This window comes from Streptomyces sp. NPDC054887 (assembly GCF_053610585.1).
This window is the reverse complement of record NZ_JBSGYQ010000069.1, coordinates 7,651-29,359: the sequence shown is the minus strand read 5'-3', so window position 1 is coordinate 29,359 and position 21,709 is coordinate 7,651. Positions and strand designations below refer to the sequence as shown.

General features: G+C 73.4%; 20 protein-coding genes and 1 pseudogene. 5 read left to right on the top strand and 16 right to left on the bottom strand.

All coding sequences use genetic code 11. The features are described 5' to 3' along the window. Nucleotides 1-132: 132 nt before the first annotated feature. From ACWGH0_RS29200 to ACWGH0_RS29190, 3 genes are all read right to left on the bottom strand, one after another. Nucleotides 133-1,065 (bottom strand): helix-turn-helix domain-containing protein, encoded by a 933-nt coding sequence (locus ACWGH0_RS29200; RefSeq protein WP_453407250.1) that lies wholly within the window; start codon nucleotides 1,063-1,065, stop codon nucleotides 133-135. A 60-nt stretch (nucleotides 1,066-1,125) separates the two neighbouring features. Further along, nucleotides 1,126-1,839 carry a carbonic anhydrase gene (locus ACWGH0_RS29195; protein ID WP_453407259.1) on the bottom strand — a complete coding sequence of 238 codons (714 nt, stop codon included), beginning with the start codon at nucleotides 1,837-1,839 and terminating at the stop codon, nucleotides 1,126-1,128. A gap of 121 nt (nucleotides 1,840-1,960) precedes the next feature. Continuing rightward, nucleotides 1,961-2,266 (bottom strand): DUF6343 family protein, encoded by a 306-nt coding sequence (locus tag ACWGH0_RS29190; protein WP_453407249.1) that lies wholly within the window; start codon nucleotides 2,264-2,266, stop codon nucleotides 1,961-1,963. Nucleotides 2,267-2,395: 129 nt separating this feature from the next. On the opposite strand from ACWGH0_RS29190, the gene ACWGH0_RS29185 reads away from it, so the two are divergent. Beyond that, nucleotides 2,396-3,703 (top strand): PP2C family protein-serine/threonine phosphatase, encoded by a 1,308-nt coding sequence (locus ACWGH0_RS29185; protein WP_453407248.1) that lies wholly within the window; start codon nucleotides 2,396-2,398, stop codon nucleotides 3,701-3,703. Between the two features lie 8 nt (nucleotides 3,704-3,711). Here the strand turns inward: ACWGH0_RS29185 and ACWGH0_RS29180 are convergent, their stop codons facing one another. After that, nucleotides 3,712-3,969, bottom strand: a complete 258-nt coding sequence (locus tag ACWGH0_RS29180) for a hypothetical protein (RefSeq protein WP_453407247.1) — start codon at nucleotides 3,967-3,969, stop codon at nucleotides 3,712-3,714. A 119-nt stretch (nucleotides 3,970-4,088) separates the two neighbouring features. Beyond that, a complete protein-coding gene (locus ACWGH0_RS29175; protein ID WP_453407246.1) occupies nucleotides 4,089-5,081 on the bottom strand; it encodes an aldo/keto reductase in 993 nt (330 codons plus the stop codon). A 135-nt stretch (nucleotides 5,082-5,216) separates the two neighbouring features. Between ACWGH0_RS29175 and ACWGH0_RS29170 the strand changes: the two genes are divergently transcribed. Further along, nucleotides 5,217-6,104 carry a LysR family transcriptional regulator gene (locus ACWGH0_RS29170; RefSeq protein ID WP_453407245.1) on the top strand — a complete coding sequence of 296 codons (888 nt, stop codon included), beginning with the start codon at nucleotides 5,217-5,219 and terminating at the stop codon, nucleotides 6,102-6,104. Between the two features lie 106 nt (nucleotides 6,105-6,210). On the opposite strand, the gene ACWGH0_RS29165 is transcribed toward ACWGH0_RS29170, so the two are convergent. The 3 genes from ACWGH0_RS29165 to ACWGH0_RS29155 form a co-directional block, all read right to left on the bottom strand. Beyond that, a complete protein-coding gene (locus ACWGH0_RS29165; RefSeq protein ID WP_453407244.1) occupies nucleotides 6,211-6,576 on the bottom strand; it encodes a hypothetical protein in 366 nt (121 codons plus the stop codon). A gap of 129 nt (nucleotides 6,577-6,705) precedes the next feature. Next, nucleotides 6,706-7,557 (bottom strand): D-alanyl-D-alanine carboxypeptidase family protein, encoded by an 852-nt coding sequence (locus ACWGH0_RS29160; RefSeq protein WP_453407258.1) that lies wholly within the window; start codon nucleotides 7,555-7,557, stop codon nucleotides 6,706-6,708. Nucleotides 7,558-7,720: 163 nt separating this feature from the next. Next, the gene (locus tag ACWGH0_RS29155) at nucleotides 7,721-9,259 is read right to left on the bottom strand and encodes a hypothetical protein (protein WP_453407257.1); all 1,539 of its coding nucleotides are present in this window, start codon (nucleotides 9,257-9,259) and stop codon (nucleotides 7,721-7,723) included. Nucleotides 9,260-9,506: 247 nt separating this feature from the next. On the opposite strand from ACWGH0_RS29155, the gene ACWGH0_RS29150 reads away from it, so the two are divergent. After that, a complete protein-coding gene (locus ACWGH0_RS29150; protein WP_453407243.1) occupies nucleotides 9,507-10,352 on the top strand; it encodes a class I SAM-dependent methyltransferase in 846 nt (281 codons plus the stop codon). Nucleotides 10,353-10,422: 70 nt separating this feature from the next. Here ACWGH0_RS29150 and ACWGH0_RS29145 read toward each other — a convergent pair whose 3' ends face one another. The 8 genes from ACWGH0_RS29145 to ACWGH0_RS29110 form a co-directional block, all read right to left on the bottom strand. Beyond that, the gene (locus tag ACWGH0_RS29145) at nucleotides 10,423-11,271 is read right to left on the bottom strand and encodes a GNAT family N-acetyltransferase (RefSeq protein WP_453407242.1); all 849 of its coding nucleotides are present in this window, start codon (nucleotides 11,269-11,271) and stop codon (nucleotides 10,423-10,425) included. Nucleotides 11,272-11,342: 71 nt separating this feature from the next. Next, nucleotides 11,343-12,245: a TauD/TfdA dioxygenase family protein gene (locus tag ACWGH0_RS29140; RefSeq protein ID WP_453407241.1), complete on the bottom strand. Its 903-nt coding sequence runs from the start codon at nucleotides 12,243-12,245 to the stop codon at nucleotides 11,343-11,345. Between the two features lie 13 nt (nucleotides 12,246-12,258). Beyond that, nucleotides 12,259-13,632: an LLM class flavin-dependent oxidoreductase gene (locus tag ACWGH0_RS29135; RefSeq protein WP_453407240.1), complete on the bottom strand. Its 1,374-nt coding sequence runs from the start codon at nucleotides 13,630-13,632 to the stop codon at nucleotides 12,259-12,261. Nucleotides 13,633-13,715: 83 nt separating this feature from the next. Then, nucleotides 13,716-14,696 carry an ABC transporter permease subunit gene (locus ACWGH0_RS29130; RefSeq protein WP_453407239.1) on the bottom strand — a complete coding sequence of 327 codons (981 nt, stop codon included), beginning with the start codon at nucleotides 14,694-14,696 and terminating at the stop codon, nucleotides 13,716-13,718. Next, complete coding sequence (locus ACWGH0_RS29125; RefSeq protein ID WP_453407238.1) at nucleotides 14,693-15,541, bottom strand: ABC transporter ATP-binding protein; 849 nt, start codon at nucleotides 15,539-15,541, stop codon at nucleotides 14,693-14,695. Before ACWGH0_RS29125 ends, ACWGH0_RS29130 begins: the two co-directional genes overlap by 4 nt. Before the next feature lie 4 nt (nucleotides 15,542-15,545). Further along, entirely contained in the window at nucleotides 15,546-16,574 is a 1,029-nt protein-coding gene (locus ACWGH0_RS29120; RefSeq protein WP_453407237.1) for an ABC transporter substrate-binding protein, read from the bottom strand. A gap of 69 nt (nucleotides 16,575-16,643) precedes the next feature. Then, on the bottom strand, nucleotides 16,644-17,201 hold the full coding sequence (ssuE, locus tag ACWGH0_RS29115; RefSeq protein WP_453407236.1) for an NADPH-dependent FMN reductase: 558 nt from the start codon (nucleotides 17,199-17,201) through the stop codon (nucleotides 16,644-16,646). A 508-nt stretch (nucleotides 17,202-17,709) separates the two neighbouring features. Then, nucleotides 17,710-18,240 (bottom strand): hypothetical protein, encoded by a 531-nt coding sequence (locus ACWGH0_RS29110; RefSeq protein WP_453407235.1) that lies wholly within the window; start codon nucleotides 18,238-18,240, stop codon nucleotides 17,710-17,712. 237 nt (nucleotides 18,241-18,477) lie between these two features. Here ACWGH0_RS29110 and ACWGH0_RS29105 point away from each other — a divergent pair, with 237 nt between their 5' ends. After that, nucleotides 18,478-19,785 carry a phytase gene (locus tag ACWGH0_RS29105; protein ID WP_453407234.1) on the top strand — a complete coding sequence of 436 codons (1,308 nt, stop codon included), beginning with the start codon at nucleotides 18,478-18,480 and terminating at the stop codon, nucleotides 19,783-19,785. Nucleotides 19,786-19,947: 162 nt separating this feature from the next. Beyond that, nucleotides 19,948-21,581, top strand: a pseudogene (locus tag ACWGH0_RS29100) (sigma-70 family RNA polymerase sigma factor). The last annotated feature ends 128 nt before the right edge of the window (nucleotides 21,582-21,709 follow it).

Here is a 21,709-nt window from a genome sequence, read left to right as displayed (position 1 = left end):
GGTAAGGCAAGTCGGCCGGCCGGAGAACCAAGCGCCCGGGCGAGGACGGCCACGAGACCTACTGCCTGCGCCTGGGCTTCCGGCCGAGGGGGAGACGAGCGGGGACGACAGGGTCGGAAACCTGGAGCCGACTCAGCCGGCGTCCCGGCCGGGTGCCGTACGGTCCGTCTCGGCGTCCAGCGCGGTGGTCAGCCAGGCGTGCGCCGCACCGGGCGTCGGGTCCGGCGACCCGGAGAGCTCGGCGGTGAGCCGCCAGTAGTGGTCGATACGGGCGTCGGCGGCGAGCCGGCGGCCGAGCGCGCGGCGGAAGGCGAGGGTGTCCCGCGCACCGCGCGAGTGGGCGTAGGAGGACACGAAGCAGTCGAGCGCCTCGCCCGCGTGCGGCGGCCGGCGCGCCCGCAGGTGCGGCGACGCCAGCGCGTACGCCTCCACGAGACCGTCGTAGAGCACCGCCGGACGGAACCCCTCGCCGGGCTCGTGCGCCGCCGGCTGGCAGTGGGCGGCGCCGGGGTGGACGCCGGAGGCGAGGGCGTGCAGCCGCGCGAAGGCGAGCACCTCGGCCGGTGTCGGGTCGGCCGGCGGCTGCACAACGGCCTGTTCGAGGATGACGGAGACCAGGCGCGCCGGCAGTCGCGCAGGCAGCCACCGCCGCCAGAAGCGGACGAGGGCGGCCGTGCCGGGCGGCGCGGACACCGCTCCGACCAGGCGCAGCCGCTCGGCCCGCTCCCCGGCGGGGCAGTCCCGCAGGAGCTGGAGCGACGCCTCGCGCCACCGCAGGGCGGTCAGTTGCGACCCGAGCTCCCTGAGCCGGCCCGCGAGGACCTCCTCCAGTGCGCCCTCCTCGTCCAGGACCCGGCCCACGTCCACGACCGGCAGGTCGAGCGTGCGCAGCGAGCGGATGAGGCGCAGCCGCTCCAGCGCCTCGGGGCCGTAACGCCGGTGCCCTCCCGCGCTCCGGGCGGCTTCGGGGAGGAGGCCGCGGTCCGAGTAGAAGCGGACCGTCTTGACGGTGACTCCCGCACGCGCGGCCAGCTCTCCGATGCTCAGCACGCTCTCGTCGGACACGGCTCGGACCTCCCCCGGGGCAGGCCCTCACCGTACCGGCGAGCGCGGACGGGGCCGCCGTCAGGTGAGGACGCGCACGCGCTGGGAGGCGAGTTCGTAACGCGCCCCGACGATGGCGAGCCCGCCGGCGGCCACCAGCTCCGCCAGATCGGGGTCGGCCGCGAGGCGCGAGCGGACCAGGCCGACGTTGCGGGTGACGGTGGAGTCGACGCGGGCGTCACCGTCCTGGTCGCGGTCTATGGCCGGGCGTATCTGGTCGGCCAGGTACTGGATGTGCGCGGGAAGCCGCTCTCCCGTCTCGTCCGCCCGCACGGCCGCGGACACCGCGCCGCACGACTGGTGCCCGAGGACCAGGATCAGCGGTATGCGCAGTTCCAGTGCGCCGTACGCGATGCTGCCCAGCACGGCCTCGTCGAGGACCTCGCCGGCCGAGCGCACGGTCATGAGGTCGCCGAGCCCCTGGTCGAAGACGAGCTCGGGCGGCACACGGGAGTCGATGCAGCCCAGTACGACGGCGAACGGGTGCTGCCCCGACACCAGTGACCGGCGAACGGACGGTGTTTCGTGCGGGTGCCGCTGGTGGAACGTCCGCCAGCGCCGGTTCCCGTCCGCCAGCGCGCGCAGCGCCTCGTCGGGGGTGCGCGGTGTGCGCGTCGCCGTGGCCGGGGACGCGGCCGAGGCGGACGGGGCGCCCACCCCCAGTCCCGTTGTGGCCAGGGCGGTTGTGGTGAACGCGGCCCGCAGGAGAGCGCGACGCCCCGTGCCCGCCGACATGGATGATGTGTCTCGGTTCAAGGTCACGACCGGGAACGTAACGGTGAGGCTCTGGCCTGAGATCTTTGATGGTGAGGTGTTGGCGCGGCCTTGAACAAACCATGGCCGTCGCCCCGCCCCCTCAGTGGCGCGTGCCCCGGTGGCGGCGGTGGTCCCTGATCACGTGGGTGTCGGCGAGCGCCAGCAGGGCCAGGACGGCGAACACCAGCGCGACGGCCCCCAGCGCCCACGGGCTCGGGGCGAACCCGGCCTGCGACCGCCACGCCCACACCCCGAACAGCACGGCCAGGGCCAGATAGAGCGGCATGTGGAGCGTCGCCAGCGCGTGCCGCAGCCGGTACGCACGGCGTCGCGCCTCGGGGGACAGCGGGGGAGGGGCGGTCTTGGGACGCCGCCTTCCGTCCCGGCCGGGACTGTCGTCGCGCATCGGCTGCTCCCACGGGGCGAAGGACCCCTGAGCCCAGGGTAGTCGCCCGTCCGTGTCCCGTCCGGACGATCACCCTGTCCCGCGCTGTCGCCCGTGAGAAGGTCGGTAAGTGCTGAGAAAGCCCTGGTCGTGAGCGCGGGGGACATCGACGCGGTCCTCCAGCAGGCGCTGGAGCGTCTCGCGCTGCTGGCGGAGGCCAGTTCGGCCCTGTCGAGCACGCTGGACGTCGAAGAGGCGCTGCGCCGTGTGTGCCATGTGGTGCTCCCGCAGCTCGGGGACTGGTGCGCGGTCGACCTGATCGACGAGCACGACCGGCGGCACGTGCGCCGCGTCGTCGTGGGGCACCACGACATGAGCCGGCTGCCGACCGGCCACCTGGAAGGCCCGCTGCCACCGGTGTCGGCGGAGTCCACCGACCCACTGGCGCGGGTGCTGCGCGGTGTCGGCCCCGTCCTGCTCGACGGGACGGCGGCCCGCGCGGGCGACGGAAGCGCGTTCCACACCGCCCAGCTCGAACTGCTCGACCGGCTGGGCGCCCGTACCGTCGTCATCGCGCCCCTCTGGGCGCGCCGGCAGGTCCTGGGGGCGCTGACGCTGGCCCGGGGCGGCACGGCGATGCCGCTGACCGAGGACGACGTCGACCTGGTGGAGGACCTGGCCCACCGCACCGCGCTGGCCGTCGACAACAGCCAGCTGTACGCGGCGGTCCAGCACGTCGCCGAGCGCCTCCAGCGCTCCCTGCTGCCGCCGCTGTCCGAGCCGGCGCCGTTCACCGCGGCCGCACGTTACGTGGCGGCGCCCTCGGCCGCCGAGGTGGGCGGGGACTGGTACGACTGCTTCACCCTGCCGGACGGCGCCGGCGCACTGATCATCGGGGACGTGAGCGGCCACGACGTGCCGGCCGCCATCGCCATGAGCCAGCTGCGCAACATGCTCCGCGCCCTCGCCTGCGACCGCCGCGAACCGCCCAGCGAGATCCTGGGCCGCCTCGACACCATCGCCGGCACGCTCTACGGAGGGCACCTCGCCAGTTGCGTCTACGGCCGCCTGGAAGGGGGCGGCCGGCGCCCCTGGCTGCTGCGGTTCTGCAACACCGGACACCCGCCGCCGCTGCTGGTCGGCCACGACGGCGACAGCCGCTACCTGGACGGGGGGCACGGCATGCTCCTGGGCGTGGACCCCTCGTACGGACGCTCCGACATCACCGTCTCGCTTCCGCCGCGCTCCACCCTGCTGCTCTACACGGACGGGCTGGTCGAACGCCGCGGCGAGAGCCTGGAGCGGGGCCTGCACCGGCTGCGCGAACACGCGGCGGCCCTGGCCCGCGAGCCTCTCGACGCGTTCTGCGACGAACTGCTCGCCGACCTGGGGGCAACGAGCAGCGACGACATCGCTCTGCTCGCCGTGCGGCTGCCCCCGGAGGAGCGCCCCCGCTGACGGGGCCCCTAGCCGGTCTTCCGCCGGTCCAGGCCCAGGGCCGACGTGGTGTTGCGGGAGGTCCGCTCGTCGACGAGCGGACCGGGGCCGAGCACGGCCGAGGTCTGCCGGTCCGCCCAGAAACCCAGGTCCAGCGAGGTCTTGGTGAGCGCCTCCGAAGCGCCGAGGGCGGCCTGTTCGGGGCCCGCGGCCTGCGCCGAGGACGCGGCGCTGCCGAGCACCAGGAGATTGAGAGCCGCGGCCGCGGCGGCTGACCGGAGTTTCATGAGCCCACCTCTGTTGCAGGAACGTTCCCGACGATCAACGAACGCACCCGGTGGGCGTTACGACGTCGCGCCGACCGGGTCACCGGGCCGGCCGGGCACGAGCCGCGGTCGCCGCGGGTTCACTCCTCGGCGAGGATCTTCTCGATGCGCCGCAGTTCGTCGTCGCCGAACTCCGTGCGGGAGACCGCCTCGACGCTGTCGCGCAGTTGCCGTGCGCTGCTCGCCCCGACGACGGCCGACGCCACGGTGGGGTCGCGCAGCGTCCAGGCGAGCGCGAGCTGCGCCAGTGACCGGCCTCGTTCGACGGCGAGTTCGTTCAGCGACCGCAGGCGCGCCACCAGGGGGCCCGTCACCGCGTCCGCCGTCAGGAACGGGCTCGTGCCCGCGGCCCGGGAGCCCTCCGGGACGCCGTCCAGGTAGCGGTCGGTGAGCAGTCCCTGGGCGAGCGGCGAGTACGCGACGGCGCCGGCGCCCACCTCGCGCAGCGTGTCGAGGAGGCCGTCCTCCGCGGCGCGGTCCAGCATCGAGTACCGGGGCTGGTGGATCAGCAGGGGCGTGCCGAGCTCCCGCAGGATCGCCGCGGCCCTGCGGGTCTGCTCGGCGGGGTAGTTGGAGACGCCGGCGTACAGCGCCTTGCCCCGCTGGACGGCGGAGTGGAGCGCGCCCATGGTCTCTTCCAGCGGGGTGTCCGGGTCGTAGCGGTGCGAGTAGAAGATGTCGACGTATTCGAGCCGCGTCCGGCGCAGGCTCTGGTCGAGCGAGGCGAGCAGGGACTTGCGCGAGCCCCATTCGCCGTACGGGCCGGGCCACATGAGGTAGCCGGCCTTCGTGGAGACGACGACCTCGTCCCGGTGCGCCGCGAAGTCCTCCGCGAAGAGGCGGCCGAAGACGGTCTCGGCCTCGCCGGGGGGCGGGCCGTAGTTGTTGGCGAGGTCGAAGTGGGTGATCCCCAGATCGAAGGCGCACCGCAGGAGCTCGCGCCGGCTGTCCAGCGTGCGGTCGCTGCCGAAGTTGTGCCACAGGCCGAGCGAGAGGGCCGGCAGCTTCAGGCCGCTGCGGCCGACACGGCGGTACGGCATGGTCTCGTACCGGCCGGGGTGAGCGGAGTACACGTGCGTCTCCTCCGAGGAGTGCGGTGCGCGGGGGAACGCCGCGCGGAGTGCGGGCGCCTCCCCAGCCTGCCCGGCGGCCGGTCATCCCGTCCAACAGAAGAATGTGAACGCATTGAGAAGCTACCCTTCTGAATCATGGAGCTGAGACACCTGGAGTACTTCGTCGCGGTGGCCGAGGAATGCCACTTCACCCGCGCCGCCCAGCGGCTCATGGTGTCCCAGTCCGGCCTTTCGGCCTCCGTACGGGAACTGGAGCGGGAACTCGGCACCGCGCTCTTCGCCCGCACCACCCGGTCGGTCGGCCTGACGGACGCGGGCCGGGCGCTGCTGGCCGAGGCGCGGCGTACGCTGGCCGCCGCGCGCGCCGCCAAGGACGCCGTGGCGGCGGTCCAGGGCCTGCTGCGCGGCACCCTCACCGTGGGCACCGAGCAGTGCATCGCGGGGGTGCACGTGCCCGGACTGCTCGCGCGCTTCCACCAGCGCCACCCGCAGGTCGAGATCCGGCTGCGCCAGGCCGGCTCCGCGCAGCTCATCGAGGAGGTCGGCAGCGGGCGGCTCGACCTGGCCTTCGCCATCGACTGCGGGGACACGCCCCGGACCGTACGGACGCTGCCGCTCACGGACGAGCCGATGCTGCTGCTCTGCCACCCGGATCACGCGCTGGGCGACGCCGGGGAGGTCTCCTGGCACGAGCTGCGCGACGAGCCGTTCATCGACTTCCACTCCGACTGGGGGCCGCGCCGGGTCGGTGACGCGGCGTTCGCCGCCGCCGGGGTCGGGCGGCAGGTGTCGCTGGAGGTCAACGACGTGCACAGCCTGCTGGAGCTGGTCCGCGAGTCGCTGGGCGTCGCCCTCGTGCCGCAGCACTTCACGCGCAAGCCGGAGGCCGCAGGGCTCCGGGCGGTGCCGCTGGCCGGCGCCCGGCGGCTGACGTACAGCAGTGTCACCGCGCTGCCGCATGAGGAGGGCACAAGCCCCGCCGCCCGCGGCCTCCTCGGGCTGCTGCGGCCGGCCGCCGTCTGACCGGCTGCCGGGGGACCGCCACGGCGGCCACCCGGCCGCTACCCGGTGCGGCCGGGAACCGCCGCACCGGGTCGCCGGTGGGCGCGACGGCGCGGAGGCCGTACGGTCACAGGCGTCGCAGCAGTCTGCGCAGCCGCCTCAGGGGGCGTGGCGGCCGGGCGGCCGGCGAGGTCCGCGACGACGACTGCGCGCCCGAGGGCCACAGGGGCACCTGCGGCATGAGGATGCGCGAGCCGTTCACCTCCATCGCGCAGAACAGCTCGCCGCCCATGTCCTCCAGGAAGATGCGGAAGGGCCGGGGCGGCTCCTCGGGCAGCTCGGCGCTCAGGATCGTGACGCCCTTGACACGCCCCTGCTCGTAGGCGACGACCTTGCCGTCGACCAGGAGCTCGGTGCCCTCGGCGGGCCCCCCGGCCTGGACGGTGACCGAATGTCCGTCCCGGTCGAGGTGGAAGCGGTGGTCACGGGCCATGGCGAACCCTCCAGACGGTGCGCGGCGTCCTGTTCCCAGGGTACGCAGCGTCCCCGGGAACGGGACGACGGAGGCGCGACCCGAGGTGGCGCCCGGACCGGCCATCCCCCCCGCCGTCCGGCTCGCGGGCTACCTCTTGAAGCCGTAGTCCATCGTCTTCTTCGCGTCCGCCGCCCGGCCGGCCTGCGAGGAGGAGGCGAGGACGGTGCCGATGACCGTCCTGCCGCCCCGCTTGGCGGCATAGACCAGGCAGTACTTGGCCTGCGGGCCGGAACCGGTCTTGATGCCGAGGGCGCCCGCGTAGGTGCCCAGGAGGGGATTGGTGTTGGTCCAGGACATGTAGCGGTAGCCGTTGTTCCGTGTGGTGACCTTCTGCCTGGTCGACTTCGTCTTCACCACGGTGCGGAACAGCGGGTACTTCATCGCGTTGGCGGCGAGTTTCGTCAGGTCGCGCGGCGTCGAGTAGTTCGCCTTGTTCCCGATGCCGTCGAAGGAGTCGAAGTGCGTGTTGCGCATGCCGAGGGACCTGGCGGTCGAGTTCATCCTCCCGATGAACGACTGCACCCGTTTCGCCCGCGTCGGCCCGGTGCCGAACCGGTCGGCCAGCGCGTACGCCGCGTCGCATCCGGACGGCAGCATGAGGGCGTACAGCAACTGGCGCACGGTGACCCTGTCGCCGACGATCAGACGTGCCGAAGAGGCGGTCTTCGCGACGATGTAGTCGCTGTACGCCTTCTGCACGGTGACCTTGGAATCGAGGTCGAGGTTCCGCTGGGCGAGCACCACCCGGGCCGTCATGATCTTGGCGGTGGACCCGGTGGGCAGACGCTTGTCGGCGGCCTTGGCGAACAGCGTCCTGCCCGTGGCGTCGTTCATCACGAAGCCGCCCCGGGCGGCGATCGTGGGCGGCTTGAGCGTGTCGGCCTGCGCCGCGGCGGCGAACGGCCCGGCCGTCAGGACGGCTCCGGCGGTGACCGCCACTCCCGCGGCGCGCAGAACGGCCTGGATGTCGGTTGTCAAAGTACGTGCTCCAAACGCCCACGGGGGGCGGCCAGGTGGAAATCCGGTCGCTCGTACAACGGCCGGGACCCGGCAATGGATGTGTACCGCACCCCCGCGCGCCTCCGTGCGCGACGGCCCGCGCTCAGGGACGCGGCCCCGGCACCACCGGGACGGGCCACGTGTCGCGCGTGACGCCGACCGGACGCGGCTGCGGCTGTGCCGGCCCGGTGCCCGACACGTACGCGCGCAGACCGGTCCGGCGGCCCAGGTCGGGCAGCGGGTACGGGCGCCACCCCCGGGCGTAAGCCGGGGGACGTCCGCCGTCCGAGACCAGCACCGCGACGGGCCGGCGCAGCGCCGTGGCGGCGAGCGCCGTCGGGGTGGTGCTCCCGTCGTGCCCCCCGGGCTGGCGGGACGCGCACCCGGTGCGGTACGCCACCCGGACCGCCTCCTCGCCGCTGATCACGCACGGCGGACGCACCCCCTCGGCCCGCAGCCGCGCCGCGATCCGGGTCAGGTCGCCGGTGTCGCGCCGTACCCGGTCCGCCACCGAGTCGACGACGGCGTACTGGACCGCCAGATGGGCGACCAGTGCCACGGCGACCAGGGCCGTCGCGGTACGCCGCCACCGCGCCCGGGGGCCGCAGGCCCGGACGAGGCACTGCGCCACCGGCAGGGCCAGCAGCGCGTACGCCGGGAGCAGGAAGCGCGGCGCCGCGTACCCGACGGTGAACAGGTACGGCGCCGCGAGCGCCGCGCCCACCCACGTGGCCAGGACGACCGGCCCCCGGCGCCCCTCGCGGACGGCGGCGTGCACGCCGCCCGCGACGAACAGCGGCAGCGCGAGGAACCAGACGGCGGACGGAGGATTGCGCCAGGGCACGTCGCAGGGCCGGCACAGCGCCCGGCCGCCCAGGGCGCGCACGTGGTCGTCGACGGCGAAGTACCAGCCCAGATGCCCCTGGATCTCGCTCGCCCGGCGCAGCCGTGCCGTGAGGCCGCCGTAATGGAGGTACGCCTCGGCCACCCACTCGGCGCAGCCGAGGGCCACGCCCCCCGCCGCCAGCACGACCAGCAGGCCCCTGCGGCGCGCCCGCGGCGTCACCAGGGCCGCCACGACGAGCGCAGCGGCCAGCCACACCCCGTCGGTCGGCCGCATCAGCGCGGCGAACGCCACCCCCGCGGCCATGCCGGCCGGCGCCGCGCGGTCGCCGGAGTCCCGCACGGCCCGCAGGAAACACCCGGCGGCGGCGAGCGCCCCGTAGGCCACCCAGAGGTTGGGCATCGCCTGGGACGCGTAGAACAGCGTCACCCACAGACTCGCGAACAGCGCCCCGGCGACCGCGAGCACTGCAGTGGGCAGCAGCCGCCGCCACACCCACAGGGCGAGGAACAGGCCCGCTCCGGCCAGGACGGCCAGGTACAGGCGCAGCACCCCGACGTCGGCGGTCAGCGCGGCGACCGGCGCCACGAGGTACGTGATGCCCCGGGCCCGGGGGGCGCTGAAGAACGCAGCCGGCGCCTGCGGGCTCACCTGACTGACGTACACGGTCTCGTCCCAGCCGAGTCCGAGCCCGGGGGCGACCAGCGCGAGGTGGACGAGGGCGAAGGCGGCGGCGACGGCGAGGAGGGGGAGCGGCCGCGTGGGCGCACCCCAGGTGTAGCGGCGCTCGCGCCCCATGAGCGGCAGCCGGACCGGCGTGCCGGTGACGAAGCGTGTCTCGTACATGTGGTGGCCTCGCTCGGGCGTACGGCGGGTGACGGCTCCCCGGCCCTGTCCCCCTCACGCTGCGGCCCGTCCCACCTGGGCCACCACGCGGGGGCAGGCACTCGGCGCAGCCGTGCTCCCTAACGAGTGAGGCGGCGCGGTACGGCGCCCGTGGTTAGCATGCGACGGGGGGCAGGACCGTCGAAGCACGGAGGCCGTCATGAACCGGATACCCGCGTCGCGTCTGTCGGCGAACCGCTCGCGTCTCGCCCACCAGGTGCGGTACGCGTTCCGGCATCCGGAGCGCGTGGTCCCCCACTTGCGCCGGGCCGGGCGGGACGGCCTGCTGCGGCTGCGGCACCGGGGCGACCATGTCGCGTACTACCGGGCGGTGATGGCGTCCGACACGGCACGCAGCCCCGAGGCCGCCGTCGGCGGCGGGCCCTCGCACGACCGCTGGCTGGCCATCGGGCGGATGCAGTACGACTACCTGGTGGGGCACGGGCTGAAGCCGCAGGACCGGATGCTGGAGATCGGCTGCGGCAACCTGCGCGCCGGCTGGCGGTTCATCGAGCACCTGGAGCCCGGCCACTACTACGGGATCGACATCTCCCCGGACATCCTCGTCGAGGCCAAGAAGACCCTGACCACGTACGGGCTCCAGGCGAAGCTCCCGTACCTGACGCCCGTCGAGGACCTGCGGCTGGAGTTCCTTCCCGACGGCTGGTTCACGGTGGTGCACGCCCACAGCGTCTTCTCGCACTCCCCGCCGCAGGTCGTCGAGGAGTGCCTGGCGCACGTCGGGCGGGTGCTGGCGCCCGGCGGCTTCTTCGACTTCACCTTCGACCGCACCGAGGGGGCCGAACACCACGTACTGCGCGAGGACTTCTACTACCGTACGCAGACGCTGGTCCGGATGGCGGCGAAGTACGGTCTCGACGCCCGCTTCATGGACGACTGGGAGCGGCTGCCGCACGGCCAGTCCAAGCTCCGCGTCACGCACGCCAGGACCGGCCGCCCGGCCGCCGCACCCGGGCGGGCCGACGCGCCGGCGGCCGAACTCTGACCGGGCGTCCCGCCGGAGCACGGCGCCGCGCCGGGCGGGGTGCGGTCCGCGGTCCCGGCGGTCCGTCGGCCTACTGCCCCCGGGCGGGCTGGTTGGCGATCAGCAGGGTGATGCCGGCAGGCCGGAAGCCCAGACGGGCGTAGATGCGGGCGACGGCCTCCTCCGCGTAGGCGAGGAAGACGGTGTGCACGCCGTGGGCCCTGGCGTGGGCGGCCAGCGCCGTCATGACGGCCGCGCCCAACCCCTGGCGGCGGGCGGCGGGGAGGGTGCCGATGCCGCCTATCTCGGTGGCGCCGCCCGCCGGGTGGTAGTGGCCGGCGGCCAGCGGCGTGCCGTCGGGGGCGAAGGCGGCGACGAGTGCCTTGTGCCCGGCGTACAGCGAGGGGCGGACCGTGGCGACCGTGCCGTCCGCGGTCAGTTCCGCGGCTGCCGCCGCCAGCTCCGCGCGGCCCGCCGCGCCGACCGCGGTGCCCTCGGCGGCGAAGGCCACCCGGGGCAGGGCGAGTACGGCGGGCAGGGCGGGGTCGTCGGCGCCGACGGCGCGCAGCGTGACGCCCCGGGGCAGGGACGGCGACGGCAGCGGACAGCCCGGGTCAAGAACCATGAGCGGGCGCCGCGCCACCGGGAGGCCGGCCGCCCCGAGCACGGACCGAAGGGAGGGCGTCACCTCGGCGAGCCACTCGAAGGACTCGGGCACGCCCAGTTCACGCTGGCGGGCACGGACCCGGACGACATCGGCGGGCGTCACGGCAGCCCCGCCCGCGACGGGGCGGGCGTGGGAGGGGCCCCCGTAGTACGGCGCGCCCGGCTCCCTCCGTACGAAGAGGCGCAGCGGACCGAACTCCTCGGCTTCGGCGAACAGCAGGGGCACGGTGGCGTAGAACCGCTCGACACGGTCACGCAGGGACGACTCGCTCATGCGGTCATCCCATCACGCCCCCGGAAGCGGCCGGTGCGGGCCCGGATCACGGGCGCCGCACCGGCCCCGGGTCAGGCCGCGGCGGGCGTGTAGTGCGGGGCCTCGTCGCCCTCGACGACATGGCTGCGCGTGCCGTCGACGCCGACGGGCACGTCACCGGCGACGGTCACCCGGTGCAGCAGGCGCGGCAGGTCCGCGTAGTCGTCCGGCGCGTAGTGCTGGGTGACCCGGTTGTCGAACAGGACCAGGTCCCCCGGCGCCCACACCACCCGCACGATGTTCTCCGGGCGGGTGACGTACGACTGGAACAGGCGCAGCAGGTCACGGGAGTCGGACGGCCCGAGACCGACGATGCTCTGCGCGAAGCCGCCGATGAACAGCCCCCGCTCACCAGTCTCGGGGTGCACGCGGACGACCGGGTGGGCGGTGCGGTACGTGCGCGAGACGAACTGCCTGCGGTGCTCGGCGGCCTTCTCGGTCCTCGGCGCGGCGTAGTCGTAGGCGTTCGTGTGCACCGCCCACAGCTTGTCGGCGAGCTCGCGCAGCGGCTCGGGCAGATCCCGGTACGCGGCGGCCGAGTCGGCGATGAGCGTGTTGCCCCCGTAGGGCGGCACCACGATGCCGCGCAGCGTGGAGATCTTGGGCGGTGTACGTACGAAGGTCACGTCGGTGTGCCAGTGGTTGGCGCGGACGCCCTCGTCGCCGTCGACGGGCAGGACGCCGGGCTGTCCCTCGACGGACGGGACGGTGGGGTGGGCGGCGGTGAGTTCGCCGAAGAGGGACGCGAAGCGCAGCTGCGCCGCGTCGTCCAGGCGCTGGTCGCGGAAGACGAGCGCCTTGTGTTCGAGGAGCGCGGCGTTGATCTCGCCCACGACGACGGGGTCGAGATCGCCGGAGGCGTCCACACCGAGGATCTCGGCGCCGATGCGTCCGCCGATCCGGCGGATGTCGAAGCCGGTCGTGTTGCTGGCCATGGGAGGTGTCCTTTCAGGAATGAGCGGGGACGGGGTGCTCTTGCGGTGCGCCGGCGGCCCGGGCGGCCAGCCGGTTGGCGGGGCGGGGCAGGCCGTAGTGCTCGCGCAGGGTGCGGCCGGTGTACTCCGTGCGGAAGAGGCCGCGGCGCTGGAGGACGGGCACGACGTGGTCGACGAAGTCCTCCAGCCCGCCCGGGAGGTGGGGCGCCATGATGTTGAAGCCGTCGGCGGCGCCCTGCGTGAACCACTCCTCCAGTTCGTCGGCGACCTGCTCCGGGGTGCCGGCGAAGACGCGGTGGCCGCGTCCGCCGCCGAGCCGCGCGATGAGCTCGCGCAGCGTCAGACCGTCGCGGCGGGCCAGTTCGGCGACGAGGGTGAAACGGCTCTTGTTGCCGTTGATGTCACGTTCTTCGGGAAGCTCCGGCAGCGGACCGTCCAGCGGCAGACCGGTCAGGTCGGTGCCGAGCATCCCGGACAGCTGGGCGAGCCCGTACTCCGGCACCTGGAGGTCGGTGAGCTCCTTCTCCAGCGCGCGTGCCTCGGCCTCCGTCGACCCGATGACGGGGCAGATGCCGGGGAGGATCCTGACGTCGTCCGGTGCCCGGCCGTGGCGCGCCAGCCGGGACTTGAGGTCCTTGTAGAACGACTGGCCGTCGGCCGGCGTCTGCTGGGCGGTGAACACCGCCTCCGCGTACCGGGCGGCGAACTCCTTGCCGTCCTCGGACGAGCCGGCCTGCACCAGCAGCGGGTAGCCCTGCGGACTGCGGGGCACGTTCAGCGGCCCCTGTACGCCGAAGTGCTCGCCCCGGTGCCCGATCTCGCGGACCTTGTCGGTGTCGGCGTACACCCCCCGCTCACGGTCGAGGAGGATCGCGTCGTCCTCCCAGCTGTCCCACAGCTTGGTGGCCACCTCGACGAACTCCTGGGCGCGCGCGTAGCGCAGGCCGTGTTCCAGGTGCTCCTCCCGCCCGAAGTTGCGGGCCTCGTTCACGGTGCCGGAGGTGACGATGTTCCAGCCGGCCCGGCCGCCGCTGAGGTGGTCGAGGGACGCGAACTTCCGGGCGGTGTGGAACGGTTCGTTGAACGTCGTCGAGACGGTGGCGATCAGACCGATGCGCTCGGTGACCGCCGCAAGGGCGGACAGCAGGGTGAGGGGTTCGAAACCACCGAGGGCGTTGTGGCGCACCTTCCCCCACAGCGCGAGCCCGTCGGCGAAGAAGACCGAGTCGAGCAGGCCGCGCTCGGCGGTCCGCGCGAGGTCCTGGAAGTAGCGCAGATCGGTGACGCGTTCGGGCTGGGTACGGGGATGACGCCAGGCGGCGTCGTGGTGGCCGGCGTTCATCAGGAAGGCGTTGAGGTGCAGTTGGCGTGCACGGGGTGCGGACATGGGCGTTTCCTCACGGCAGGGCGAGCGGGGAAGAGCGGGAAGAACGGGCGTGCGGGACGGGCGGGGACGCGGAGCGCGGGCGGTCAGCCGGCCGATGGGACCCGCCAGGAGCTGAGCCGGCGTTCCACGGCCACCAGGAGCTGGTTGAAGAACACCCCGATGGCGGAGATCGTGATGATGCCCGCGTACATCTGCGGGATCGCGAAGTTGTACTGCGAGGCGTTGATGAGGTAGCCGAGCCCCGCCTTGGCGCCGATCATCTCGGCCGCCACCAGCACCAGGATGGAGACCGCCCCGGCCAGCCGGATGCCGGTGAACATCACCGGCACCGAGGCCGGCAGGATCACCTTCTGGAACAGCCGGGGCGCGGACAGGTCCATCGACCTGGCCAGCCGCAGCAGAGTCGGGTCGACACTGCGTACGGCACTGATGGTGTTGAGCAGAATCGGCCAGGTGCAGGCGTACACCACGATGGAGATCTTCGAGGTCTCACCGATGCCCAGCAGCAGCACGAACACCGGGAGCAGCGCCAGGGCGGCGGTGTTGCGGAAGACCTCCAGCAGCGGTCCGAGCAGGTCCGCGACCGGGCGGTACCAGCCGATCAGTAGGCCGAGCGGCACGGCGACGGCGACCGCGAGACCGAACCCGGTGAACGACCGGGTGAGGCTGGCGCGGGCGTTGTCGGCGAGCTGACCGTCGGCCGCGAGCTGCCACCAGGCGCCGGCGACCTCGCTGAACGGCGGCAGGAACGTCCGGTCGACCAGGCCGAGCCGTGGCGCCGTCTCCCACAGGAGCAGCAGACCGGCGACGGCCACGGACTTGGTCGCTCCCTTCAGTAGCAGGTACGGCAGCCGGCGGGCCCCGCCGCGGACCCGGGCCGCGAAGGCACGCGACCGGGGCGCGCCCCGCACGGGCTTCACGGCAGGCGGCACGGACCGGGGCCCGGGCAGGGCCTCGGGCGCCGCGCCCACCGGCGGCCCGGGGGCGGTCCCGTCCCCGGGGACGACAGCGCGGCCGGTGGTGCTGGTGCTGGGGCCTGCCCCGGCGCTGGTCACGGCGCTCATACGGCGACCTCCTCCTTCTCCAACTGCTGGGCCCTGGCCACCTCGTCGTGCAGCAGCGACCAGATCTCGTGCCGGTACCGGGCGAACTCCGGGCTCGACCTCAGGTCGTCCGTGGCGGTGCGCGACGCGAAGGAGATCGGCACGACCTCCTTGATCCGTCCGGGCCGTGAGGTCATGACGGCGACCCGCCGGCCCAGATAGACCGCTTCCTCGATGCCGTGCGTGATGAAGACGACGGTCTTCCCCGTGCGCTCCCATATGCGCAGCAGTTCGTCCTGCATCGACTCCCTCGTCTGGGCGTCCAGGGCCGCGAACGGCTCGTCCATCAGGAGCACTTCGGGGTCGTACGCGAGGCTCCGGGCGATCGCCACCCGCTGCCGCATCCCGCCCGACAACTCGTGCGGGTGGCGGTCCTCGAACCCGGTGAGGCCGACCAGGTCGAGGTACTCGCGGGCCCGCTCCGCACGTTCACGACGCGGAACACCGGTCGCCTCCAGGCCGAACTCCACGTTGCCGCACGCCGTGCGCCACGGCAGCAGTGCGTACTGCTGGAACACGATGCCGCGGTCCAGACCGGCCCCGGTGACGGGCACGCCGTCCAGCAGGATGCGTCCGGAGCTGGGCGGGGTGAGCCCGCCCAGCAGGTCCAGCAGCGTCGACTTGCCGCAGCCGCTGGGTCCCACGACGACGACGAACTCGCCGGCCGCTATCTCCAGGTCGATGCCGTCGAGCGCGGTGAGCCCGGCGGCCGGCCGCGCTCCCCGTGCCCGTCCCGGCCGGCCCCTGACCGGGAAGGTCTTCCCGACCCGCTCGAACACGATCTTCGGTGTGGTGGATTCGGGCATGGGATCAGCTCCCGCTGTTGGCGTTGAAGTCATTGGTGTAGAGGTCGGAGAGCGTGACCTGGCCCTTCTTGATGTCTCCGCGCTTCGTCAGCCAGTCGGTCCAGAGCTGGAGTTCCTTGCCCTTGATCCGCCCGGCCGTCCCCGCGACGCCGTACGACTTCCAGTACCGCAGGGCCGCCGTGTCCTCGTTGCGTCCCCGCCTGCCGACGATGTCCGTCATACGGGCCACCACCTCCTCGCGCGGGGTGGAGCGGGACCACTCGATGGCCTTGCCGACACCGGTGACGAAGGTCCGCGCGGTGTCGGGGTTCCGCTTCAGGAAGCGGTCCGTCATGACGTAGGTGCCGGCGCTGAAGGACCCGAGGAGCTGGTGGTCGGTGAACAGCGGGCGGATCCCCCCGGCGGACAGGGCCTTGTCCCGCAGGATGCCGCCGAGCACGGCCACCTCGATCTGCTTCTGCCGCAGCGACTGCTCGGTGTTGACCGGCGGCACCACCAGCGGTTCCACCGTGTCGGCCTCGGCCCGCGACAGGCCGGCGCGCTCCAGGTAGATGTCGAGCATCGCCTCGGAGTGCGCCCCGAGAGTGTTCATCCCGACCTTCTGGCCGATCAGGTCGCGGGCCGAGCGGATGGGGCTGTTCTCCAGTACGTAGTAGCCGCTGTACGCGTTCTTGTCGGAGCCGTAGTAGCTGATGACGGCTTTGACGGGGGCGTTGTTGGCGGCCAGTTTGACGACCGCGCCGTTGAACGCCCCGCCGAAGTCGGTCTGGCCCGTGGCGGCGCTCTGGATGTCCTGCGGGCCGCTGATCGTGTTGCCGACCCACTTCAGTTTCACGTCGTCGAAGTAGCCGAGGTCCTCGGCGAGTTCGGGCAGGGTGACCTGACCGGCCCACCCCTGGTACCGGAGGGTTCTCGTCCCCCCGCTCCTGCCCGCGGATCCGGCGTTCGCGGTCGTGCCGCAGCCGACCGCCACCGCCGAGAGACCGAGCAGAGTGAGGAACTGTCGTCGGGAGGAAGTGGTCGACGTGGTCATGGAAGGTCCTTGTCCGGGTTTCGTTCGTGAAGGGGCTGGTGGCTGAAGTGCGGGGCGCGTCGGTGCGCCTTACGAAGCGGCTGCCGCGAGGGGCGTTCCGGCCGCGAGGGCGTCGGTGAAGCCGTCCACGGCCTGGAGCAGGCGGATCTCGGTACCGGGTTCGAGCCGGACCGCGCCCTGTCCCAGGCGCTCGACGGAGCTGTCGAGCAGGAAGCAGCCCGTGACGACGTGCCGGGCTCCCAGCGCGGAGAGCACGGGGCGCAGGGCGTAGTCGATGGTGAGCATGTGGGCGAGGCTGCCTCCGGTCGCCAGCGGCAGCACCGTCTTGCCGGCCAGCCCGGACTGCGGCAGCAGATCGAGGAACGCCTTCAGCAGGCCGGTGTACGACGCCTTGTAGACCGGCGTGGCGACGACGAGCCCGTCGGCGGCCGCCACCGCGTCCACCGCCGCGCGCAGCGGCGTACCGGAGGTGCGGCCGGCCAGGAGATCGGCCGCGGGCAGGTCACGCAGGGCGAGATGGCTGGTGCGGTGGCCGTCGAGTGCCAGTTGTCGCACGGCGCGGTCCACCACGAGGGCGGTCCGCGAGTCGGCGGACGGGCTTCCCGAGATGGCGAGAATTGATGTCAAGACAGGCTCCTGGGCATGGGGAATTCCTGGGCGTGCGGGGAGTACCGCGGCGAGCGAGAGCACGCGGAAGGCACGCCGGAAGCAGGCGGAATCCGCGTGGAAGCACGCGGAGGAACACTCGGCGGATCACCGGTGCGGAAAGCGGCCCGCCGGGGAGGGTGGGGAACTCACGCCATGGATCGCTGCTTCGAGCAGGTCAGGCGGGTGGGAGCGCCGCCCGCCGCGGTGGCGTGCCGGCTGCGAACCGTGGAAACGCGTCAGGAGAAACGGCGTGCGCCGACGGTTCTAGCGACCGGCGGCACAGATGGCGCTGGCATGACGTCGCAGATCGACGTGCAGGCGCGCGGCGAGGTTCTCGGACTGGTTCACACCCCTGAGGCTGGCAGCGAAAACCGGCCAGGTCAACGGTTCTCCAGGATGCGTCTCACATGGCGAATGTCCTGCCACATCCGTGCAACGCGGCGTTCATCAACGCACCGGCCCGGGCCCTTCCCCGCGGCCGGCCGCGTCACTTGCTCAGCGTGTTCGCCGCGATGATGAACAGGCCGAACAGCATGTCGACACAGCCCGCGCGGCACGCGGCCGCCCAGCCGCGGCCGGCCACGCGGGTGGCCCACAGGCCCCATCCGAAGAGCGCCACGGTGTTGACCACCAGGGCCGCCGCGAGGGCGGAACTCTCGCTCCACCAGCCCGCGTGCGAGCTGAGGAGCGCCGCGACGGTGGGGAGTACGGCGACCATCAGCGGCCACTCGGCCAGGACGGACCGCAGCGTGCTGGTCACGGCCGCGTCCTGGGCCACCCGGTGGGCGAGGGCGTGGGCGTAGCCGTGCGAGGCGGCGGCGGCCAGGCCCGCGACGAGGATCCACACGGCGTCGTACCCCGGATTGGGCGGACCGCTGTCGTTCTCCAGAGCGGCGGCCAGCGCACTGGCGAGCACTGTTCCGTACACGCCGCCGAACAGCAGTCGTTGCAGGGGTTCCGCGCGGCGGGCCGGGCGCGGAGGAAGGGCCGGGGCTTCTGACAAAACGCCGTCTCCCATGTGAAGAGGGTGCATATCGCTCGCACAGATCTACCAGTTCAGGGCCGGTCGCTCGCCGCGACGAGCCGACGCGCCGACGCCGACGGGTCGACGGGCCGGGGGCGCCGCTCCGGCTTCGGCGGCGTGGTGAGTTAAGGGCCCGCACACGCCCGTACCGCATGCCGTATGGCCGCTGGTCACCCCGCGACGGGATACTCGCGCCGCAATCGTCATGTACCCGACAGTAGGGAAACCTTCGTGACCACGAACCGTCCCGCCCGCACGGCGGCCCTGGTAGGGGGCACGGCGCTGGTGCTGATCGCCGCACTCGCCCCCGCCCGCGCCGGCACGCGCGCCGCCGAGCCGCTGCCCGCCGTGACCGCCCGCGCGGAGACGCCCACGCTGTACGACGACGAGGCGGGCGGCAACGCCAACGCGGACGACCCGGCGATCTGGCGCAATGCCGCGGACCCCGACAGCAGCCTGGTGATCGCCACCGCCAAGGAGGGCGGCCTGCGGGTGTACGACCTCGACGCCCGCCAGGTGCAGTCGATACCGGCGCCCGCCGCGCCCGGCCCCGACGACGCGCCGGGCCGGTTCAACAACGTCGACCTGGTCCACGGCCTGCGGCTGCCCGCCGGCCGCGCCGACCTGGCCGTGACCAGCGACCGCGGCCACGACCGGCTGCGGACGTACCGCATCGACCGCAACCGTCCGGGCGGGCCGCTCGTCGACGTCACCGACCCCGCCGCGCCCCGCGTCTTCTCGGCAGGGCAGGACGAGGTGAACGACCAGCAGACGGCGTACGGCCTGACGGCCTGGACGGACGCGGCGAGCGGCCGTTCGTACGCCCTGGTCAGCCGCCGCAACCGCACCGAGGTCGCCCTGCTGGAACTCGTCGCCACCCCCGGCGGCACGGTCACCTACCGCAAGGTCCGCACCCTCACCCTGCCGTCCGCGTTCCGCCTTCCCGACGGCGCCTCCTGGACGCCGTGCGCCGAACCGGGCGAGCTGCCCCAGGTGGAGGGCATGGTGGTGGACCCGGCCAACGGCATGCTCTACGCGGGCCAGGAGGACGTCGGGATCTGGCGCGTGCGCGCCGACCTGACCGGGACGCCGCAGCTCGTCGACAAGGTACGTGAGTACGGCGTCCCGGGCGTGTACGACGAGGAGACCGAGGAGTGCGCCCCCGGCGCGGACCCCGGCTTCGGCGGTTCGCGTCTCGCGGCCGACGTCGAGGGACTGACGCTGCTCACCGAGTCCGACGGCGACGGGTACCTGCTCGCCTCCAGCCAGGGTGACGACACCTTCGCCCTGTACGACCGGGAGCTGGAGGACGACAACGAGTACGAGGGCGGCTTCCGCGTCACCGCCGGACGGACCTTCGACGGCTCCGAGGAGTGCGACGGGGCCGCGGTCCTCAACGCGCCCCTGGGCGCCAGGTACCCGCGGGGCCTGCTCGTCGTACAGGACGGCCACGACACCCCGGCCGACCCCGAGGAGCGCGAGGCGACCGGCTTCAAGTTCGTGGACCTCGGCCGGGTCATGGACGCCGTCGACGACTGACCGCAGGCCGGGCCCGCCTCCCCGCCCCCGGGCGAGGGGCGGGCCCGGTGACGCCCCACGGTTCGCGTCTGCTTTTCTGTTATCCGCTGCCGGCGGCCCGGTCTCCCAGGTGTCGGACAGAACAGACGAGCAGCGGGCGCAGCCCGAGGAAGTGAGCCGAGTGTGGGCAGCGAACGCGAAGCCGCGACGGTCCGGGCGGCGCAGGGCGGCGACCAGCGGGCGCAGGACGAGCTGATCACCGCGTACCTGCCGCTCGTCTACAACATCGCGGGCCGGGCGCTGAGCGGGCACGCCGATGTCGACGACGTGGTGCAGGAGACGCTGATCCGCGCGCTGGCCGGCCTGGGCTCGCTGCGCGATCCGGAGAGCTTCCGGTCCTGGCTGGTGGCCATCACGATGAACCAGATACGCGACCGCTGGCAGGCCCGTCGCGCGGACCGGGCCGGCGGCGAGCTGGAGGAGGCCCACGACGTGGCCGATCCCGGCGCGGACTTCGTCGACCTGACGATCGTGCGCATGGGGCTCTCGGGGCAGCGCAGGGAGGTCGCGGAGGCGACCCGCTGGCTCGACGCGGACGACAGGGCCCTGCTGTCGCTGTGGTGGCTGGAAGCGGCCGGTGAACTGACCAGGGCCGAGGTGGCCGCCGCGATGGAACTCTCGCCGCAGCACACGGCGGTGCGGGTGCAGCGGATGAAGGCGCAGCTGGAGACCGCGCGCGTGGTCGTACGCGCCCTGGCGGCGGCGCCGCGGTGCGTCCTGCTGGAAGACGCCCTGGCCGCGTGGGACGGTGCGCCGTCCACGCTGTGGCGCAAACGGCTGGCGCGGCACGCCCGCGACTGCACGATCTGCTCCGGGTACGGCGCCGAACTGGTGCCGGCGGAGAAGCTCCTCGTCGGCCTGGGGCTGATTCCGGTGGGCGCCGCGCTGGCCGGTGCGGTCCTCTCGGGCGAGCACCACGGCGTCGGCCTCGCCGCCGCACACGGTGACGCGTCGTTCCCGGGTGACGCGGCCGCCCCCCTGGTGTCCGCCGGACGCCGACAGGAGCGGCACAGCCGGCGGATGCGCCGCCGCCGCGCGGTCGCGGCCTCGGCCGCCGTACTCCTGGTGGGGGGCGGGGCCTACACCGCGCTGACGCTGCTGAACCCGGGGGAGGGGAGCGAGGCGACCCGTTCGCAGGCGGCTGCCGGGGCGGCCCTGCCGCCCCTGACCACCTCGAAGCCGCCGGCCGCGCCCACGTCGGCGGCGCCCACCTCGCGCTCCGCCTCCCCGTCCGCCTCGGCCTCACCGGCCAAGAAGGCCAAGAGAAGCCGAAGGCGACCCCCCGGCCGACTCCGACCCGTACCGCCGCGAAGACGACCCCGCGCCCCGCGGCGCCGAAGCCCAGCGCCACCGTCCAGGCGGCGCCCGCCTCGTCGTCGTTCGCCCAGCAGGTCACCGCCCTGGTCAACGCGGAGCGCGGCGAGAACGGCTGCGGTCCGGTCAGCGGGAACAGCCGCCTGGACACGGCGGCCCAGCGCCACTCCGCCGACATGGCCGCCCGTGACTACTTCGACCACACCAACCCCGACGGCGAAGGCCCCGGCGAGCGCGTCACGGCCGCCGGCTACGCGTGGAGCACGTACGGCGAGAACATCGCCATGGGCCAGCGGACGCCCGCCGAGGTGATGGAGTCCTGGATGAACAGTTCCGGCCACCGCGCCAACATACTGAACTGCTCCTTCAAGGAGATCGGCGTGGGGAAGTACGACGGGCCGGGCGGCCCCTGGTGGACGCAGGTCTTCGGCGCGTCGCGCTGACGGCGGGGGCGGGGCCCCCCCCGGCCCCCCCCCCCCAAAAAAAAACAGAGATCGGGCGCCCGCGCCCCCCCCGACCCCTAAAACAATAAAAAAAAGAACCAACCCACCAAAGAAAAAATTTATATAAA

Coding starts and splice junctions, on each gene's coding strand:
- ACWGH0_RS29135 (WP_453407240.1), bottom strand. CDS start 13,632: ATGTCCGCACCCCGTGCACGCCAACTGCACCTCAACGCCTTCCTGATG.
- ACWGH0_RS29165 (WP_453407244.1), bottom strand. CDS start 6,576: ATGGCCCGTGACCACCGCTTCCACCTCGACCGGGACGGACATTCGGTC.
- ACWGH0_RS29190 (WP_453407249.1), bottom strand. CDS start 2,266: ATGCGCGACGACAGTCCCGGCCGGGACGGAAGGCGGCGTCCCAAGACC.
- ACWGH0_RS29180 (WP_453407247.1), bottom strand. CDS start 3,969: ATGAAACTCCGGTCAGCCGCCGCGGCCGCGGCTCTCAATCTCCTGGTG.
- ACWGH0_RS29110 (WP_453407235.1), bottom strand. CDS start 18,240: ATGGGAGACGGCGTTTTGTCAGAAGCCCCGGCCCTTCCTCCGCGCCCG.
- ACWGH0_RS29125 (WP_453407238.1), bottom strand. CDS start 15,541: ATGCCCGAATCCACCACACCGAAGATCGTGTTCGAGCGGGTCGGGAAG.
- ACWGH0_RS29130 (WP_453407239.1), bottom strand. CDS start 14,696: ATGAGCGCCGTGACCAGCGCCGGGGCAGGCCCCAGCACCAGCACCACC.
- ACWGH0_RS29170 (WP_453407245.1), top strand. CDS start 5,217: ATGGAGCTGAGACACCTGGAGTACTTCGTCGCGGTGGCCGAGGAATGC.
- ACWGH0_RS29145 (WP_453407242.1), bottom strand. CDS start 11,271: ATGAGCGAGTCGTCCCTGCGTGACCGTGTCGAGCGGTTCTACGCCACC.
- ACWGH0_RS29150 (WP_453407243.1), top strand. CDS start 9,507: ATGAACCGGATACCCGCGTCGCGTCTGTCGGCGAACCGCTCGCGTCTC.
- ACWGH0_RS29155 (WP_453407257.1), bottom strand. CDS start 9,259: ATGGGGCGCGAGCGCCGCTACACCTGGGGTGCGCCCACGCGGCCGCTC.
- ACWGH0_RS29140 (WP_453407241.1), bottom strand. CDS start 12,245: ATGGCCAGCAACACGACCGGCTTCGACATCCGCCGGATCGGCGGACGC.
- ACWGH0_RS29195 (WP_453407259.1), bottom strand. CDS start 1,839: ATGTCGGCGGGCACGGGGCGTCGCGCTCTCCTGCGGGCCGCGTTCACC.
- ACWGH0_RS29120 (WP_453407237.1), bottom strand. CDS start 16,574: ATGACCACGTCGACCACTTCCTCCCGACGACAGTTCCTCACTCTGCTC.